Origin of the sequence: Acetivibrio saccincola, assembly GCF_002844395.1 — a bacterium.
Taxonomy (GTDB): Bacteria; Bacillota; Clostridia; order Acetivibrionales; family Acetivibrionaceae; genus Herbivorax; species Herbivorax saccincola.
The window spans coordinates 2425020-2442917 of sequence record NZ_CP025197.1 but is presented as its reverse complement, the minus strand read 5'-3'; the positions used below and the strand labels follow the sequence as shown (position 1 = coordinate 2442917).

The window sequence follows — 17898 nt, the reverse complement described above, 5'->3', positions numbered from 1 at the left end:
GTTTATTCAATTTTAATAATCTTTTGGGTAAATTCTTGCCCGGCTTTTTTATATTCAGGGTTTTTATAGCCCAATACATACAAATCAGTCGAAATACTTTCCAATTCAAGCATCCTTTTTAAAAGAGGGTTGCAGTAGTTTTTAAAATTGGCGGTTTTTTGAATCAAGGGTATGGAGGACTTCTTTTTAATAAGGGACATTAAATATTTGCCGGATTCATTAAACCCAAGTATTCTGGCATATTGTGGACCAAATTGAATAAAATTTTTTATATCATTTGAAGTAATTCCTATCATTATACTCATAAGAATTCTCTGCACTCTTGTAATGGTATACCGTTTTGTGCATATTTTACCTACCAGTTCATTGTATGTACCGGTGTTATCTGCTGCTCTTTTTATTCTGTTTTCCAAACCTTCTTGTACATATGCCGTTTCTTTTATGTAATTTGCAGGCATTTTTCTTATTAATGCAGAAATAACGGGGTAGAAGCAAGAAGCAAAAACAGGTCCCCTGCCGTTAGAAAATTCTTCATCCAGTATTTTAAAGCTGGATTTTGGTAATGTTTCTGAAATATTCTGCAAAGAAAAGTCCTGTGTATTTAGAAGGTGTTTTCTGATAGCTGTGGCGCTTGAAATACTTCCGGTTATTTTTTCAGTATTATAATCATTATTGATTCTTTTTATTGTAAAAGGTACTATTTTACTGTTTAAACGCTTTAAAGCTTTTAAATACTCTATTCCAAGGATGTTATTTGATTTGTCCAATAAATTATCAATGCCTTTATAAAATTTATCTATGTTTTTGTAAAGTTCTTTTTCTGTGTGAAAATATTTTAATAAAGCAAAGTTTTTTGCCGCCGGGTAAGATAAGCCTTTTTTAAGCTCATTTTTTAAAAGTGATTTATATAATAAAGGTTCGTCACAGAGGATGCCGGCAATGTCATCAAGAGGCTTTATTTTCCCTGTTTCACTTCCAAAACACAAATAATCTGTAATACCAATATCATTTAATATTTTTACAGCCCCGTAAGCAAAATATTCAGCACTGGCCAGTGCATAGGGTACAGGAAGTTCAATTACCAAATCTGCACCGCCCAGCAGGGCCATTTTTGTCCTTGCCCATTTGTTTACAATTGCAGGTTCCCCTCTTTGGATGAAATTGCCGCTCATTACACAAACTACATATTCGGCACCGGTGATTTTTTTTGCTTCCTTGATATGATAAAGATGCCCGTTGTGAAAAGGATTATATTCTACAACCAGCCCTAGTACTTTCATATAAAAAATCCTTTCTTTAATGGGGTAGTAACCTTATTATATATCAAATTTTTAACCAAATAAACATTTCTATTTTCTTTTTTCCTCCTTTTCTAAAACATCAATGTTATTTAATGTTACCCTGCCCTTTATACCGGAAAGGGATTTGTTTTTTTCATTTACAACCATTTCAAGTTCATGAATGGAGTAGTCAAGTTTATTTGTCCTTTCAGGCCGGTTTTTTTGTATGGAGGTTTTATAAAAAGCCCAGGAAGCTTTGAGATTTTGCAGGTCTTTTTCTGAATCCTCCCAATTTTCTGTTAGGGCATTTAGCATTACACTTCTGGTATAGTGGCGAAGTCTTTTTATTTCAGGTGAGTAAGGGGTATCAAAGAGAAGGTATAAATCTGGAATGTATGAGTAGAGATTATTTGCAGCCATCAGGGAATTTAGGCGGTCTCTTTTTAAAATCATATTTGTAAGATTGTTTAGCGATACACTAAAATTATCAATAAGTTCCCTGGGTGCATTTATTTCCATGGCAGAAGAGGTAAAATTGTTCCACTGGTAATGTAGGTCATTTATTATGCTGTCAGCATTTTTCCAATCATTTTGCTGATTATTTTTACTTTCTTCTTTTTTCCTCTTTTCATTTTCATCTTCATCTTTATCCTGATTGTTTTTTTCCTCTTCTCCTTCTCCCTTCTTTTCTTCTTTACCGTTATCCTGGTTATTTTCACTTTTTTCTTCCTTTTTATCCTCCTTATCTTTTAAGTCTTTGGTGTCTTTATCCTTTTCAACATTTGAAGCAGGACCCTCTAATGCTAAAAATATTTTTTCAATGCTTTCTTCTATTTTTTCTAAATCTTTAGGGGCCTCCTTTATATTTTTTTCAAAACTTATCTGCTCATGCCTTGACTGCTGACTGTTTGCAGAATTTCCACTGCATCCAGTAAAAGCTGTAAGCATTATGGCAAAGATAATAATAATTTTATTTTTCATTAAAAACATTCCTCCATTTCTATTGATATTTTATAAATATTATTCTCAAAAAACTTTTAAAAAACAAAAGTTTTCAGATGGTATTTTATTATAATGGCTTTTTATTTATAGAAAGGTTTAAGAAAAAATTACATAGAGGATTTTAAATGATATTGTCTAATTTAAAAAGTATTGACGTAAATTATTAAAAATACAATAAAAGGTAATGATTGTAGGATATTTAACAAAAATAGGAGGTAATTAAATGTATGTTACTGTAAACTTATCATCAAGGGAGGCCGGTGAAATTAAATGTTTCTTAGAAAAGTTTTATGAAAAAGAGCTGGATATAGATGATGGAGTGGAACAGTGGATTTATGTTTACAAAAAGCCTTTAGATGCTATTGAAATGATAAGCACCGTCATTGATAACAGCGATAAACACAAAATTTCCGTCTGTGTGCAAGTTGACAAGAACGATGTACATCTGGTAACATATGAGAATTATAATGATATAATTAAAGCATTATTGTATTTATATTATAAAGAAAACGGGGAAATATGAAGAAAGTGCATAAATTTGTTTTGTAAAAAAGATGGTTTTACAATAGAGATATAATATTTAATTTTTTTATTGTTTGAATTTGGGAGGAATAATATGGTGCTAAAAGAAGCAGTGGCATGTATAGGGGATTTAGACAGGGAATTGATGAGTAAGGCAAAAAAAAGGCTGGACAGTCTTACAAAGCCTTTAGGAAGTTTAGGTAGGCTTGAGGAATTGGTACAGCAAATTGTAGGTATAAAAGAGGAAATGTTTCCTGATGTACATAAAAAAACCGTTATAATTATGTGTGCAGATAACGGTGTTGTTGAAGAAGGGGTCAGCTCTTGTCCTAAAAGTGTTACAGCTACGGTAACCCGGAATTTTTTAAGGGGGATTACCGGTATAAATGTTTTTACTAAATTTTTAGATGCAGATATAGCTGTAGTAGATATAGGAGTTGATGACGATATTGAATGTGAGGGGATAATAAAAAGAAAAATAAGAAAAGGAACATGGAATATAGCAAAAGGACCTGCCATGACCAGGGAAGAAGCTGTAAAGGCAATTGAGACAGGTATATCCATAGTTAAGGATTTAAAAGAAAAAGGTGTTGGATTGCTTGGAACAGGTGAAATGGGAATAGGAAATACAACTACAAGCAGTGCTGTTTCAATTGTTCTTACAAAGGCTGAGGCAGAAGAGATGGTGGGTTGTGGTTCGGGTCTTTCCTCTCAAGGCTTAAAAAACAAAATAGAAGTTGTAAAAAAAGCTATCCGGCTAAATAAGCCTGATGCCAGTGATGTAATAGATGTTATTTCTAAAGTTGGGGGATTTGATTTAGCTGGTCTTATCGGCTGTTTTATTGGTGCTGCGGCATACAGGATTCCAATAGTTATAGATGGTTTTATATCTGCTACAGCGGCACTGGCAGCCGTTAAATTAGAGCCAAAGGTTAAAAACTTTATTATTCCTTCCCATGCTTCGGCAGAGCCGGGGTGCAAAAAAGTAATGGAAGAGCTGAAACTAAAGCCAATGCTTCACTTAGGTATGAGACTTGGTGAGGGTACAGGGGCGGCTTTGGCTTTTAATATTATTGAATGCGCTTTGTATGCGTATAAAAATATGGGGACATTTGAAGATGCTAACATAGAGCAGTATGTAGAACAAGTTTGAGGATGTGGTGTTTTTGGAGAGTAAAAAAGAAATTAGAAAAAGGGCACTAGAGCTTAGAAAAGCACTTTTAAAAGAGGAGGTAATTGAAAAAAGCAAAATTATTACAAACAAAATAATAACCCTGGAGGAATTTTTAGAAAGTAAAAATATTATGGCTTATATGGATTTTTCCAATGAAGTTTCAACTAAGTTTTTAATAGAAAAATGTTTTGAAATGGGGAAGAAAGTTTTTTTACCAAAAGTTGCTTATAAGTCAAAAAGGAGATACCTTGAAGTTTATGAAGTAACAGATATAAAAAACCAGTTAAGTAAGGGTACATATGGTATTTTAGAGCCAAATGGGAATTTTACAGGAAAAGTTGATGAAAAAATAATAGATATGGTTGTGGTTCCGGGAGTTGCTTTTGATGAAAAAAGAAACAGAATTGGCTTTGGGGCAGGGTATTATGATTCTTTTTTGAAAAATACAAAAAAAGAATGCCATAAGGTGGGGATTGCCTTTGAAATTCAAATTTGCCCATATATACCTGCAGAAGAACATGATGTACCGCTGGATATGATTGTTACAGAAAAGAGAGTAATAAAATAAAGATTTTTTAAATAAGTTCCTAATTTTTAGGGACAATTTTTATATTAAAAAATTAGTGCATATATTTAATTAGAAAATCATATTATTAAAAGTCGGTATCTATGGAAAATAAAAAATTAAAATGCAAAATTGTTATAAAAAAATATAAGGATAAAAGTAAAGAGAGGGAAATTATCATTAAAAAATTAATAAAGCTTTTAATGGAGTGAGGCACCATATGTGACTTTTATAAAACAGCTATTTATGTAAGGGAAAGCAGGGACGACAGGGGAGAAAATTATGAGACCATTGAAATCCAAAGGGATCTCCTTATAAAATACGTCAAAACCAATAATTTAGGGGAGATAAAGAGGGTATATATAGATGACAATGTATCCGGGGCAGGCTTTGAAAGAGAAGGTATAAAAGCTTTAAAGGAGGATGTATTAAATAAAAATATAAATCTCCTTGTATTAAAAGACTTATCCCGTTTAGGAAGAAATAATGCTAAAACCCTCTTATTCCTTGACTTTTTAGAAGAAAACGGGGTAAGGGTAAAGACTTTTGACGGAAGATATGACAGTTTAAAAGATAATGAGACAGTTGGTATTGAGACTTGGTATAACGAAAGATATATTCAAGACATTTCCAGAAAAATCAGGGCAAGTTTAAGATTTAAAATTGAAAAAGGTGAGTATATTGGAAAGGCTCCTTATGGTTATGAAAAATCCCCCTCCCATAAAAATAAACTAATTGTAAAAAGGGATGAAGCGGTAGTGGTTAAAAAAATATACAGTCTCTATGGGGAAGGTTATGGATATTCTTACATAGCAAATTTTTTAAACAAAGAGGGATGTCCTTCACCAAGCGGGGGAGCTTGGAATGCTACAACAATTAGAAGAATTATTTGCAGTAGTGTCTATGCAGGGGATACTGTACAGGGGATAAGTGAGAAGGTAAGCTTTAAAAGCAAAAAGACAAGAAGGCTTCCGGAGGATAAATGGGTAATAACCAAAAACACTCATGAGCCAATTATTGAAAGAGAAGAATATGCAAGAATACAGGAGATTAGACAAAATAGAAATAAGAGATTAACCCCTCATAAAGGTAAGCTGCATACATTTAAAGGGCTTTTGTACTGTGGGGGATGTGGAAAGCTGATGCATGCAAGAAAGCGGAAAGAAAGGCCTATGGGCTACATCTGCGGAAGCTACAGTAAGCTTGGAAAGTCTTCATGCACCAGCCACCATATAAACGAAAGGGATTTATGTGAAATAGTTTTAAATGATTTAATTGAATTTTTAAAAGATGAAGATGTGATAAAGGTTTTAAGCAAAAACAGAGAAAAAAACGATAAAGATATTTTAATTGATACACTAAAAAAACAAATTGAGCATAAAAAAAGACAGCAGGAAATAATTTACCAAGACAGGCTTGAAGGGAAAATATCTGAAGACTTATTTTTGAGAATTAATAAAAAAACAGAAAACAATATTTTACTTTTAAAAAAGGAAATTGAAAATATAGAGAAGAGAAATATTAAAATTAAGGATATAGATGTTTTTTTAGAATCTATAAAAAATAATCTTTGCCAAAAGGGAATTAACCATGAAATGGCAAAGCTGGTTATTAATAAAATAGTGGTTTTTGAAAAAGGGGAAGAGTATATAGAAAAAATATGGAATTTAAATATTTCAGATGAGGAGAAAAAGTTTATAAGAGAAAGTGGTGCCGTTATAATTGAGTATGCCTTTTAAAAAATCAGCTTTTGTGGGAGTGTAAATAATTTTGTGGGTTTAGATTTTATGTAAATCCTTCTCAGCAAGAAACATTAATTAATTTTAGTTTACAGAATATATAACTGCATTTTGTTTTTCATTATAGAGTTTTGCCAATTATTAAAGTTTTATACATAAATTTTTTAATAATTGGCAATACTTATTTGTCTAGCAAATTTAAAAAAGTAAAAACATAAAAGTACAATGTTAATTTAATTTGCTTTTTGTCAATAATTCTATTGAGGCCCGGCTCTGCCGATACCCTGCAATGCTGGGAAGCAACAGGGAACCTACAACCGGGCTGAAACCATACAAGTTTCAGGGAAGCGTATAAAATCCTATATAAGATTCTATATTTTTTATGATGAAGGAGCTTTGCAGTGTTTAATTTTAGTGCTAACCACATGGTAATGATAAATTGCAAAGAATTAGATAGATACAATATTTTTACAATGAAGGATCTTGACACTAACCGGGTTTATTTACTCTATGACTTCAGGAAAAAACATGTCTTTAAAAGAGACAAAATATATTGTGTTTCCGGAAAAGTCAACTCTGCAGACAAATTATACCTTGTACTTGAAAATTCAAAGGAAGATATTAAACATAGTAAAACCGCCATATAAAGTTTTCAAGGAACACTTAATACTTTATTTGTCTTTCTGTTTTAACTAACATAATTGTCAAGGCGTCCTGGGTATTGAATTATCAGTTGATTCAATACCCTATCCCAATTTTTATAACGTTGGGTCCATTTTTTTATCACATTTTTTGAAGCCATATATAGCATTTTTTCTAAAGAATCATCTGATGGAAACATAGTTTTTGATTTTGTTACCTTACGGTACTGCCGGTGTAATCCTTCAATGACATTAGTTGTATAGATAATCTTTCGGATTTCTTCTGGAAATTTATAGAATGGACTTAGTACATCCCAATTATTTTCCCAGCTCCGTATCGCAAAGGGCTAGCTTTTTCCCCATTTTTCTTTTAATTCATAAAACTTCTCTAAGGCAACCTCTTCATTAATAGCTTTGTAGACATTTTTAAAATCATTACTAAAGGCTTTTATGTCTTTGCAGGATACATACTTAAAGGAATTACGCAGTTGATGTATTATGCATCTTTGTATTTCTGCCATAGGAAACGCAGCATTTATAGCTTCTTTCAGTCCTGTAAGTCCATCCACGCAAAATAGCATTACATCCTGTACACCCCTGTTTTTAAGATCATTCATTACACCAAGCCAGAATTTTGATGATTCATTTCTACAGTTGTCGGTATTTTTTGCACTACGTTCTTCCTTAGCATAACCAAGCTTTTCTTCTAATTCAGCTTCCATAAGCTCTTGTATAATGTCTTTAAAAATGTCTTTAAGATAGTTCGTGACATCAGTCACACTTTGGAAATTATTTCCCTTCACTATTGCTTTTATCTGTTCTTTTGATAATGTTGACATAAAAAATTCCTCCTTAGCTTTTATTGTTTGTAATTCTTGCCAAGAAGGAATTTAATTATTCATTCATACACAAAATTTGTTACATTCTCGCTTTTGTCATTTAAAATAAAATATTTCATAAGCTTATAACCTTCATCAATATAATTATTTGTACTTGCCGCCTGCACCTCGTCATACCCGGTAAGGCCGGATTTTTTACTTTTGGATTTTTGATAAAGTAAATATGGTACAGGCTCTGATGTATGGGTTCTTAGTGATAGTGGGGTAGGATGGTCAGGAAGAATTAAAATTTTATAATCATGGTATTTTTGAAGCCCATTTAAAATTGTGCCAACAACCTCTTCATCTATTAATTCTATAGCTCTTACTTTATTCTCTATTTCATACCTGTGCCCACACTCATCAGGAGCTTCTATGTGAAGGTATACAAAATCACGTCCTGACTCTAACTGTTCCAGTGCTGCTAAAGCTTTACCCTTAAAGTTAGTGTGGATATTTCCTGTAGCTCCTTCCACCTCTACAATATTTAGCCCTGCTAAAATTCCTATTCCTTTAATAAGGTCAACGGCGGATACAACAGAGCCCTGTATTTTGTACATATCATAAAACTTAGGAAGATTAGGTTTTTTACCTTCCCCCCATAGCCATATTGAATTGGCAGGTTTAAGTCCTTTAGAGATTCTCTTTTTGTTTACCGGGTGGTCTTTTAATATATCATAGCTTTTAACCATCATATCCAAAATCATTTTATTTTCAGGAAGGTAGTTTCCTATCTTTTTATCTAATATATCGTGGGGGGGTGTCAAATTTAAATTTGTAAAGCCCCAATCCCAAACCATACAGTGTCTGTAGCTTATTCCAGGGTAAAAGGAAATTTTGTCTGTTTTAAAATGTGTGTTTATTTCTTCTATAAGTATTTTGGCTTCTTCTGAACTTATTTCATCAGAGCTGTAGTCCACCATCACTTTATTTTTATATTCCCCTTCATGGGAAAGGGTAACTAAATTGCACCTTAATGTTACATCAGTAGCGGATAATTTAATTCCCATACTGACAGCTTCTAAAGGTGACCTTCCTGTATAATACATAAGAGGGTTATATCCCATAACCGAAAGGTTGGCTACATCACTTCCGGGAGGTAAGCCTTCCGGCACCGTTTTAACCATGCCAACTTCAGCATTTTGGGCTAAAAAATCAATATTGGGCTTTTTAGCACATTGCAAAGGTGTTTTATTATTTAATTGTTCTATAGGGTAATCTGACATACCATCCCCTAAAATTAATACATATTTCATACATTATCAGTTCCTTTTTAATTATATTTATTAAAAAAATTTTCACATTTTAAAAACATCTATATAAGGCTTATTCCTATATTATTTAGTATGTTTTTGTAATGTGAATACTATTTTATTATAGCAGATTTAAAAATATATGCATAGAAAAAATTGCATACCTTTAAATATTAATTTATAATAGTTTTATAGGCGAATTAAAGGTGAATAATAAAAGTAGCAAAACTGCTATAAGTTTATTAGGAGTGATACAAAAAATGAATTCCATTGATTTTAAAAAAATGCTAAAAGAACGGGGATATAAACTTACACCACAAAGACAGGCAGTTTTGGATATAATAGCAAAACACGATGGTGAGCACCTGAGTCCGGAGGAAATTTATGATCTTGTAAAAGAAACCCAGCCAGAAATAGGTCTTGCAACAGTCTATAGAACACTTCTTCTTTTAGATGATATGGGTCTTGTTTACAAGCTGAATCTCGACGATGGGTTAACAAGATATGAACTTAATAATCAAAAAGAAGATCACCGTCACCATCATCTTATTTGTATGGGTTGTAAAAAAATATTTGAAGTTCAGGAAGATTTATTGGACAATCTTGAAGAACAGATTCTTAGAAAGAACAAATTCAAAGTAGTGGACCACAAAGTTAAATTTTATGGCTACTGTGAAGATTGTTCAAAAGAATAAGAATGATTTTAGTAAGGATATAATATAAAATTTAATACAGAGGCTAAAAATACTTGCTTATGAGGTGATAACATGATAAAAGAAAAAATAGCAGAATGGATTAAAAGGTACAGAATGATTGCAATTGTGAAAGGTGTTGGCAGTTTGTACATTGAAGATACAATAAAAGCCCTTTATGACGGGGGAATAAGGGTGGTGGAGATAACACTTCAAAATGAAGATTCCCTAAAGAGTATCACTAAAATAAGAAAAAGCAATATGGGTGGAAAGATAGTATGTGGTGCAGGTACTGTAATGAATAGCCAGCAGGCTCATAGCGCTGCTGTTGCCGGGGCACAGTTTATAAGCTGTATACATTCAGATGAAGATTTAATAAATGAGATTAAAGGAATTGATAAGGTATGTATTGCGGGAGCACTAACGCCTACAAATATAATATCTGCAAAGGAAAGCGGAGCGGATTTTATTAATATATTTCCAGCGGTATCAGTTACTCCTGACTATTTTAGACAAATTAAAAGCCCTTTTGGAGATCAATTGTTGTTTGCAGTGGGAGGAATAGATTTAAGTAATGCCTACAGCTTTTTAAGGGCAGGAGCCTTTGGAATAGGTGTAGGGAAGAATCTGGTAAACCCACGTTTTATTAAAGAGGGCAATTACCGTGCCATAACAGAGGAAGCTAAAAAATATATTGAAATAATAAACAGCATAGTTTAAACTAAAATAAAAATAAAAAAATCACCTTTTTGCTAAAGTTAAAAAGGTGATTTTTTTAGCTAAACCAAAACGCCTTTTAAAAGTGTTATCTAAAAACAGCTAAGAATATACCTGCGGCTACTGCAGAGCCAATTACCCCTGCTATATTAGGTCCCATGGCATGCATGAGTATGAAGTTTCCAGGGTTTGATTCTGAAGCTACTTTCTGTGATACCCTTGCTGCCATTGGAACTGCAGATACTCCGGCAGAACCAATAAGAGGGTTAACTTTGCCACCGGTAGCATAGTACATGATTTTACCAAATAACACACCAAATGCTGTACTTAAAGAGAATGCAGCCAAGCCTAGGAAAATAACAAACAGAGTCTGACGGTTTAAAAAGTTTTCTGCTGTAGCAGTAGCTCCTACAGAAAGACCTAAGAATATAGTTATAATATTAATTAATTCGTTTTCTGCTGTTTTGCTTATTCTCTCAACTACGCCGCTTTCTCTAAATAAATTTCCAAGCATCAGCATCCCTACAAGAGGAGCAGCATCCGGAAGGAATAAGCAAATAAGAATTGTAACAACTACAGGGAATATAATTTTTTCCCTTTTAGATACAGTCCTCAACTGACCCATCACAGTCTCTCTTTCCTTCTTAGTTGTAAACAGCTTCATAATAGGAGGCTGAATCATAGGAACCAAAGCCATGTATGAATATGCAGCTATGGCTATAGGACCTAACATTTTAGGAGCTAACTGGGTTGTTACATATATTGCTGTTGGACCGTCAGCCCCACCTATAATTGCTATTGCTGCAGCCACTTCTTCGCTAAAACCAAGGAGCAGGGCACAAATAAATGTTACAAAAATACCAATTTGAGCTGCTGCACCCAAAAGTATACTTTTTGGATTTGATAAAAGAGGACCAAAATCAGTCATTGCCCCTATGCCCAAAAATATAAGAGGGGGATAAACTCCAAATTTAACTCCTAAATATAAAAAGTCCAAAAGTCCTCCCTTATTAAAAACTTCAATTAAATCAATTTTGCCGCTTTCAGTAATAAACAGTTCCGGATGGTATAAGTTTGCACCGGGCAAATTGGTTAAAAGCATACCAAAAGCTATTGGAAGCAGTAAAAGCGGCTCATATTCCTTGGCTATAGCAAGGTAAAATAATACGCATGATATAAAAATCATTATAAAATGTCTGTATTCTCCTATTACAAATCCGGATTTTGATATAATATCCCCAATAATATTAATAAAGTCGTTTAACATGTGCAATTCATCCTTTTTTTGTTACTTTTTTTACTTAACTTTTAAAAAACTTATATAAATTTTTTAAAAAAAAATTTTATAATTTATTTGATATATACTCACTTCTGCTTACTGTATTCCAAACCGGAGAGGTTTGGGGAATGCGCTTAAAAGAAGTAACCCTTACTTTTACATCTGAACTGCTTCCCATATATGCCGTAACGGCAGCTGTTAGAACAGCAATTAGAGAATTGTCAGATGAGTAATCAGATGAATCATCAATAAAATCATCTTCTTCAATTTCTAAATAGGAAGATTCATCAGAAATTTCTTCAACGGTATCAGATGTTTTTTTTCTTTTATAATTAAGTAATGGGAAAAAACTCATCAATACACATAGAACTATTAGTGATAAAAAAACAATTGATGTTCCTATAAGAGTTATGGTAAAAGCAAATTTCAATGTTTCCCAATCTGCCAACGCTTAAACACCCCCTAAAATCTAATTTAATAGTCCAATGTTAAAAATAACACAATAAAAGTTTTAAGTCAATATAAAATGTGCCATTTTACTATCCTGCAAAGGTATGAAAGGCATGAATTAAAGGCAACACTAAAAATAAGATTTATTGAAGTAATTTGTGGTATAATAATATTAAATGTATTTACAAAACTTTTTTGTTGTAGTATTATTCAAGCTAAGTGATATATTATTTAAATATTGCATTAATGTCATGTATTAGAAATAAGCTTTAGTTTGGTACAGTAAGTTTTATAAGTTATATTTTCTACATATATCACATATATTGGGGGGTTACAATGATGAAACAACAGGAAAAGACTACACTTAACGAGCTTAAAAAAATGATACAGATTTTAATTGAAGAGAATGAAAAACTTAATGTTGCTGTTAGTGAATTAAAAGAAGAACAGAAAAAAATACAGGAAGAGATAAAAATACAAAATATTGTGTTGAACAGTTTGCCTGTCCGTACAGAAATTCTAAACTAAGCAACTTTATTTATATAGCGGGGTGAGCTAATGCACAGCAAAACAAAGGTTCTTATAATTGATGATGATGTTAACATATGTGAGCTTATAAAATTATATATGGAAAAAGAAGGTTTTGAAGTAGCTACAGTTTATGACGGAATTAAAGCCTTGGAAGTTTTTAAAAGTTTTGCACCTAATATAGTAGTGCTGGATATTATGCTCCCGGGAGCAGATGGATGGCAGGTGTGTCGGGAAATAAGAAAAATAAGCAACATTCCTATAATGATGTTATCAGCAAAAGGAGAGACATTTGACAAGGTGCTGGGCTTAGAACTTGGGGCAGATGACTATTTAGTCAAGCCTTTTGAACCAAAGGAGCTGGTTGCAAGGCTGAAGGCTATATTAAGAAGATACAATAATAAAGATATAGATTCAAAAGAGGTGGTATATCCAAACTTTGTTATTAATAAATCAAATTATACCCTCAAAATAAATGACAAAGAACTGGAACTTCCGCCAAAAGAACTGGAGCTGCTTTTCTTTTTGGCATCGCATCCTAATAAGGTTTTTACCAGGGAGCAGCTTTTAGAGCATGTGTGGGGTTTTGATTTTTATGGGGATTCAAGAACGGTGGATGTTCATATAAAAAGAATAAGGGAGAAAATTGACCAGGAGGGTCAGTGCTGGCAGCTAAAAACTGTATGGGGTGTGGGATATAAATTTGAGGTGAAATAATGTTAAAAACGTTGTTTAGCAAAATAGTGGTAATTTTTATAGTAATTTTGCTTATAAGCACATCCATAACAGGCGTAATGCTGTACTTTTTTTTAGGTAATTTTGTTTCCCAGGAAAAAGAATATGAATTGAATGAAAGTGCCAGCATTATAAATAATTATTTAATTTATGTAAATGAGAATTCAAACACCGGAAATATAGCAATACATAGATTACATAGATACTATTTTGAAGAACTTTTAAAAACTTTTAGCTACAATACAGATTCAATTATATGGATAGTATCCCCTGATGGAAAAATCCTTGAGAGTGTGGGAACAGACAGGCTGGGGGATGAGATAGTAAGTAAGCTGTATGAAGGCGGGATATTCAGGTTGCCTGACGAAAGGCAGTATCACAGGGTTATGCAGGGGAATGAGGATTATATAAGGGAAAGAGGGGATTTTTATGGTTTGTTTAAAGAAACAGGTGTTTCCTGGCTGACAGTTGCAAGACCCTTAATAATTGACGGGGAAGTTGTACTGGCTGTTTATCTTCACACCCCTATTCCTGAAGTTGAACGGGCAAGAACCGTTGTTTTTAATTTTTTTATCTTTTCAGTAATTGTTTCAGTTATCATATCTGTTATTCTTATATACATATTTTCATTGAGATTATCAAGCCCTCTTAAAAAAATTAATGAGGCAGCAAAGCTTATTGCAAACGGGGAATTTGGAAAAAGACTTGATATATCATCAAGTGATGAGATTGGCGAATTGGCTGATAGTTTTAACAATATGGCCAGTGCCTTAGAGAAAATTGAAGAAATGAGAAGAGGTTTTATTGCCAATGTATCTCATGAATTAAGAACCCCCATGACATCTATACGCGGGTTTATAGAAGGGATATTAGACGGTACAATACCGGAAGAAAAACACCGTGATTATCTTAATATTGTAAAAGATGAGACAATGAGGCTTAACAGGCTTACAACGGATCTCCTTGATTTGGCAAGGATGGAATCTGGAGAGATGGAATTGCATATGGTAAGTTTTAACATCAATGAACTTATCAGAAGAAGCATTATAAAAATGCAAAGTCATATAATTAAAAAGAAAATTTTTGTAAAGGCTAATTTTGAAAAGGAAGATATGTTTGCAGAAGGGGATGTGGATTCCATTGAAAGGGTTATATTAAATCTTATTTACAATGCAGTTAAGTTTGTAGCAGAAGAGGGAAGAATAATTTTAACTACAAAATATTATAAAGACAAGATTTTAGTTTCTGTTGAGGATAATGGAATTGGAATAAGTGAAGATGAAATTGATTTAATATGGGAAAGATTTTATAAGTCTGATAAATCAAGGGGCATTGAAAAAAAAGGAACAGGACTGGGACTTGCCATTGTAAAAAACATAATACAAGAACACAAGCAGGAAATCTGGGTTGAAAGTGAATTGGGGGAAGGCACAAAATTTAGTTTTACCCTTAACAGAGGTATTAGTGTAAAGTAGAGAAAACTTAATTATTATTAACAAATTATTCATAGCTTTTTAAAATTCCTTTTATACAATATAATTAGCAAAGTTATTTGGCTAATAATATACAATGAAAGGAGTGTTTAGTTATGGATGATTATATCAGGTACAGTGGCGGGTTTGATGATATGGAAGAAAATAATGAAAACCATTTGAATAAGGACCCTTTGAATGAAAATCATTTAAATGAGAGTTATTTAAAAGAGAATGATGGAGTTTATAGTGAATATGAAAAGTATAATTCCTTTGAAAGTCATTTACAAAAGGAAAGTGAAAAAGAACTAAATGAAAACCATATTGAAGACCATGAAGAGAATAGCAGTGAAGATTATGATGCAAACATTTATAATGCATATGGAAGTTATTTAGAGGAAAACAGTGAAAATAGTCATGCAAATGAAGAATATGGTCATTACAGTTCAGAAGAGCATTTAAAAGAATCTCCTTTTTATAGTGAAAGTTATACCAAGCCTAAAAATAAAAAAAGCCCTGTTTTAATGCAGATGATTGTTGTTGCAATAATTAGTTCCCTTCTTGGAGGAGCAGTATCAGGCTTTGTGTTTACACGGCTTTCTAAAAACCCTGTAAGGCCGGATATAGAATCTATTTTTAGCAGTGGGGACGATACAGCTCAAAGTGCAACAAATTTAGATTTAGATAAAAGGTTAGAGTCAGATTATTATAGAAAGGTCGTTGTTGAAAGCGCTGAATCACCTGTTGTTGCCATAGCAGAAAAGGTAGGACCTTCAGTTGTGGGTATTAGTGTTACTTCACAGAAGCTTCAAGGGGATTTCTGGTTCTTTGGCACAAGGGAGACTACAGAGCAGGGTTCAGGTATCATAATTAGAAGTGATGGCTATATAATGACAAATAACCATGTTATAGAAGGTGCTTTAGAGGGTTCATCAAATGAAATTGCACAGGGTGCTAAAATAGAAGTTATTCTTCCTAATGAAAGGGAAAAAGCTTATCCGGCAAAAGTTGTAGGAAGGGACAGTAAAACGGATTTGGCAGTACTAAAGATTGAAAAGAACAATTTACCTGTAGTTGAATTTGGTAATTCAGATGAAGTAAAAGTAGGTGAGCTTGCAGTTGCAATAGGTAATCCCGGGGGCTTAGAGTACATGGGTTCTGTTACAGTAGGGGTTATTAGCGGGCTTAACAGGACAATACCTATTGCAGATGACAGGTACATGAAACTTATACAGACAGATGCCTCCATTAATCCGGGTAATAGCGGTGGAGCACTTGTAAACTCAAAAGGTCAGCTTATTGGAGTAAATACGGCAAAAATAGGTGGATATGATTATGAAGGATTAGGATTTGCAATACCTGTAAATAAAGCTAAAGAAATTACAGACAGCCTTATTGAGTATAATTATGTAAAAGGAAGACCATTAATAGGAATTATGGTTGAAACCAGATATACAGAAGAAGTTGCAAAGAGAAATAATTTGCCGATGGGAGTTTTGGTAGATGAAGTTACACTATACAGTGCAGCTCATAAAGCCGGAATAAAGAGAATGGACATAATTACCAAATTTAACGGAGTGCGGGTTAAGAGTTTAGAAGAGCTAAATAACGAGAGGGATAAGTATAAGCCGGGTGACATTGTCACAGTTGAAATTTACAGAGATGGCAAGACAATAGAGCTTGAACTGGAAATAGGCGAGGAAAAAGGATGATCTCTTTTTAAAATGGAAAACTAAATATTTAAGCCTTTTTAGCACATATTCTGCTTTATAAAATTGCCCCTTCTTTTTACCTAAGGAAGGGGTTTTTTTTGAAACAATTTATTATGAAGGATTTTGAGAAATTATATAGAATATATATATTGACAATCAAATTATCACATTAAATGTTACATCTTGCAATTCATATCTGGTATTATTATCTTTTATTGGGAGGCAATTCATGAAAAAAAGATTTATAGAATATATAAATTATGTCCTGACGGGCTTAGTTTTAGTTTATGCATTAGTAAAATTTATAAAAACTTCAGACTTTGCATACATTGCCATAGCCTTTGCTGTTTTAGCCACCGGAATTTTTACACTATTATCTGTTAAACCAAGCAATAATAAGTATATAAAAAGCCCCAATATAATATATGAAGTTAAGGATAATGCTTTAACTGCCTACATTAAAGAATTAGACCAGACGAAAAAAGAACTTAATCAAAAAAACGAGGAACTTAAAAAACTTTTTAATGAAATGCAGTATGGATACCTCCAGACGGTGATGTCACTGGCAAATTCCATTGAGGCAATGGATGCGTACACCAGGGGACACTGTCAGAGAGTTATGGAAATATCCTGCGAAGTTGCCAGGGTACTAGGATTGGGTAATGAAGAGATAGAAGATTTAAGATATGCGGCGATACTTCATGATATAGGAAAAATAGGGGTGCCAACTAATATTTTAAATAAAAACGGAAGTTTGACTAAGGAGGAGTTTGAAGAAATAAAGAAACATCCGGAAATTGCATATAATATTCTAAAAGACGTTAAATTTTTAAGTAAAGCTTTAAACGGGATATTACAGCATCATGAGAGGTATGATGGAAAAGGGTATCCAAATGGGTTAAAAGGCGAGGAAATATGTATTTTTGGAAGAATAATGTGTGTAGCAGATGCTTTTGATGCAATGACAAGTGACAGACCTTACAGAAAAGGGATGAAAGTAGAAGATGCAATGGCGGAATTAGAAAGGTGCAAGGGAACCCAATTTGATCCTGATATAGTGGATATGTTTTTATTTTTGATGGATGGTGAGAAAAAAATACAATATGACAATACCGTATATGATAATATCGTAAAAAAACATTGAAACAATAGCGGAAACAATGGAGAAAAGGTATTGAAAGTGCATTTAAATTATGATAATTTATTTGAATAGTAACATATGTTTAAATTAAGGACATTATTTTTGGAGGGGATTATTA

The 17898-nt window shown here is 32.9% G+C and carries 17 protein-coding genes and 3 pseudogenes; 13 read left to right on the top strand and 7 right to left on the bottom strand.

Translation table 11 applies throughout. The annotated features are described in order from the left end of the window. Positions 1–2: 2 nt before the first annotated feature. The gene (locus HVS_RS10990; protein ID WP_101302298.1) at positions 3–1280 is read right to left on the bottom strand and encodes a nucleotidyltransferase; all 1278 of its coding nucleotides are present in this window, start codon (positions 1278–1280) and stop codon (positions 3–5) included. Positions 1281–1349: 69 nt separating this feature from the next. After that, a complete protein-coding gene (locus HVS_RS10985) occupies positions 1350–2261 on the bottom strand; it encodes a hypothetical protein (protein WP_101302296.1) in 912 nt (303 codons plus the stop codon). Between the two features lie 244 nt (positions 2262–2505). Between HVS_RS10985 and HVS_RS10980 the strand changes: the two genes are divergently transcribed. The 6 genes and pseudogenes from HVS_RS10980 to HVS_RS10960 all read left to right on the top strand — a co-directional run bounded on the left by HVS_RS10980 (position 2506) and on the right by HVS_RS10960 (position 6929). Continuing rightward, positions 2506–2805: a hypothetical protein gene (locus tag HVS_RS10980; RefSeq protein ID WP_101302294.1), complete on the top strand. Its 300-nt coding sequence runs from the start codon at positions 2506–2508 to the stop codon at positions 2803–2805. A 93-nt stretch (positions 2806–2898) separates the two neighbouring features. Next, positions 2899–3957, top strand: a complete 1059-nt coding sequence (cobT, locus tag HVS_RS10975) for a nicotinate-nucleotide--dimethylbenzimidazole phosphoribosyltransferase (protein ID WP_101302292.1) — start codon at positions 2899–2901, stop codon at positions 3955–3957. 13 nt (positions 3958–3970) lie between these two features. Continuing rightward, a complete protein-coding gene (locus HVS_RS10970; protein ID WP_101302290.1) occupies positions 3971–4546 on the top strand; it encodes a 5-formyltetrahydrofolate cyclo-ligase in 576 nt (191 codons plus the stop codon). A 215-nt stretch (positions 4547–4761) separates the two neighbouring features. Further along, positions 4762–5160, top strand: a pseudogene (locus HVS_RS17235) (recombinase family protein); the annotation flags it as partial. A 141-nt stretch (positions 5161–5301) separates the two neighbouring features. Further along, on the top strand, positions 5302–6282 hold the full coding sequence (locus HVS_RS17230; RefSeq protein WP_242971549.1) for a recombinase family protein: 981 nt from the start codon (positions 5302–5304) through the stop codon (positions 6280–6282). A 401-nt stretch (positions 6283–6683) separates the two neighbouring features. Continuing rightward, positions 6684–6929, top strand: a complete 246-nt coding sequence (locus tag HVS_RS10960) for a hypothetical protein (RefSeq protein ID WP_101298598.1) — start codon at positions 6684–6686, stop codon at positions 6927–6929. A gap of 41 nt (positions 6930–6970) precedes the next feature. On the opposite strand, the pseudogene HVS_RS10955 reads toward HVS_RS10960, so the two are convergent. From HVS_RS10955 to HVS_RS10950, 3 genes and pseudogenes are all read right to left on the bottom strand, one after another. Next, a pseudogene (locus HVS_RS10955) lies at positions 6971–7570 on the bottom strand (IS256 family transposase); the annotation flags it as partial. 60 nt (positions 7571–7630) lie between these two features. Further along, positions 7631–7762: pseudogene (locus tag HVS_RS17855) on the bottom strand (IS256 family transposase); the annotation flags it as partial. A 59-nt stretch (positions 7763–7821) separates the two neighbouring features. Then, a complete protein-coding gene (locus HVS_RS10950) occupies positions 7822–9057 on the bottom strand; it encodes a cofactor-independent phosphoglycerate mutase (RefSeq protein WP_101302286.1) in 1236 nt (411 codons plus the stop codon). 257 nt (positions 9058–9314) lie between these two features. Here HVS_RS10950 and HVS_RS10945 point away from each other — a divergent pair, with 257 nt between their 5' ends. Both HVS_RS10945 and HVS_RS10940 read left to right on the top strand, forming a co-directional pair. Further along, positions 9315–9749 (top strand): Fur family transcriptional regulator, encoded by a 435-nt coding sequence (locus tag HVS_RS10945; protein WP_101302284.1) that lies wholly within the window; start codon positions 9315–9317, stop codon positions 9747–9749. A gap of 72 nt (positions 9750–9821) precedes the next feature. Continuing rightward, positions 9822–10466, top strand: coding sequence for a bifunctional 4-hydroxy-2-oxoglutarate aldolase/2-dehydro-3-deoxy-phosphogluconate aldolase (locus tag HVS_RS10940; RefSeq protein WP_101302281.1), 645 nt, complete (start codon positions 9822–9824; stop codon positions 10464–10466). Between the two features lie 85 nt (positions 10467–10551). On the opposite strand, the gene HVS_RS10935 is transcribed toward HVS_RS10940, so the two are convergent. Next, entirely contained in the window at positions 10552–11730 is a 1179-nt protein-coding gene (locus HVS_RS10935) for a sodium ion-translocating decarboxylase subunit beta (protein WP_101302279.1), read from the bottom strand. A 76-nt stretch (positions 11731–11806) separates the two neighbouring features. Next, positions 11807–12190 carry an OadG family protein gene (locus HVS_RS10930; RefSeq protein WP_101302276.1) on the bottom strand — a complete coding sequence of 128 codons (384 nt, stop codon included), beginning with the start codon at positions 12188–12190 and terminating at the stop codon, positions 11807–11809. A gap of 341 nt (positions 12191–12531) precedes the next feature. On the opposite strand from HVS_RS10930, the gene HVS_RS10925 reads away from it, so the two are divergent. From HVS_RS10925 to HVS_RS10905, 5 genes are all read left to right on the top strand, one after another. Beyond that, on the top strand, positions 12532–12720 hold the full coding sequence (locus tag HVS_RS10925; protein WP_101302274.1) for a hypothetical protein: 189 nt from the start codon (positions 12532–12534) through the stop codon (positions 12718–12720). Between the two features lie 30 nt (positions 12721–12750). Further along, complete coding sequence (locus tag HVS_RS10920) at positions 12751–13437, top strand: response regulator transcription factor (RefSeq protein WP_101302272.1); 687 nt, start codon at positions 12751–12753, stop codon at positions 13435–13437. Beyond that, a complete protein-coding gene (locus tag HVS_RS10915) occupies positions 13437–14930 on the top strand; it encodes a sensor histidine kinase (RefSeq protein WP_101302269.1) in 1494 nt (497 codons plus the stop codon). The genes HVS_RS10920 and HVS_RS10915 overlap by 1 nt, the downstream gene beginning before the upstream one ends. A 113-nt stretch (positions 14931–15043) precedes the next feature. Beyond that, positions 15044–16639 carry a S1C family serine protease gene (locus HVS_RS10910; RefSeq protein WP_235827693.1) on the top strand — a complete coding sequence of 532 codons (1596 nt, stop codon included), beginning with the start codon at positions 15044–15046 and terminating at the stop codon, positions 16637–16639. A gap of 229 nt (positions 16640–16868) precedes the next feature. Further along, the gene (locus HVS_RS10905) at positions 16869–17783 is read left to right on the top strand and encodes an HD-GYP domain-containing protein (protein WP_101302267.1); all 915 of its coding nucleotides are present in this window, start codon (positions 16869–16871) and stop codon (positions 17781–17783) included. Positions 17784–17898 lie beyond the last annotated feature (115 nt).

Excerpts from the sequence above, each read along its gene's own strand:
- HVS_RS10990 (WP_101302298.1), bottom strand. The coding sequence starts at position 1,280 with ATGAAAGTACTAGGGCTGGTTGTAGAATATAATCCTTTTCACAACGGG.
- HVS_RS10985 (WP_101302296.1), bottom strand. The coding sequence starts at position 2,261 with ATGAAAAATAAAATTATTATTATCTTTGCCATAATGCTTACAGCTTTT.
- HVS_RS10980 (WP_101302294.1), top strand. The coding sequence starts at position 2,506 with ATGTATGTTACTGTAAACTTATCATCAAGGGAGGCCGGTGAAATTAAA.
- cobT (WP_101302292.1), top strand. The coding sequence starts at position 2,899 with ATGGTGCTAAAAGAAGCAGTGGCATGTATAGGGGATTTAGACAGGGAA.
- HVS_RS10950 (WP_101302286.1), bottom strand. The coding sequence starts at position 9,057 with ATGAAATATGTATTAATTTTAGGGGATGGTATGTCAGATTACCCTATA.
- HVS_RS10945 (WP_101302284.1), top strand. The coding sequence starts at position 9,315 with ATGAATTCCATTGATTTTAAAAAAATGCTAAAAGAACGGGGATATAAA.
- HVS_RS10940 (WP_101302281.1), top strand. The coding sequence starts at position 9,822 with ATGATAAAAGAAAAAATAGCAGAATGGATTAAAAGGTACAGAATGATT.
- HVS_RS10935 (WP_101302279.1), bottom strand. The coding sequence starts at position 11,730 with ATGTTAAACGACTTTATTAATATTATTGGGGATATTATATCAAAATCC.
- HVS_RS10925 (WP_101302274.1), top strand. The coding sequence starts at position 12,532 with ATGAAACAACAGGAAAAGACTACACTTAACGAGCTTAAAAAAATGATA.
- HVS_RS10920 (WP_101302272.1), top strand. The coding sequence starts at position 12,751 with ATGCACAGCAAAACAAAGGTTCTTATAATTGATGATGATGTTAACATA.
- HVS_RS10915 (WP_101302269.1), top strand. The coding sequence starts at position 13,437 with ATGTTAAAAACGTTGTTTAGCAAAATAGTGGTAATTTTTATAGTAATT.
- HVS_RS10910 (WP_235827693.1), top strand. The coding sequence starts at position 15,044 with ATGGATGATTATATCAGGTACAGTGGCGGGTTTGATGATATGGAAGAA.
- HVS_RS10905 (WP_101302267.1), top strand. The coding sequence starts at position 16,869 with ATGAAAAAAAGATTTATAGAATATATAAATTATGTCCTGACGGGCTTA.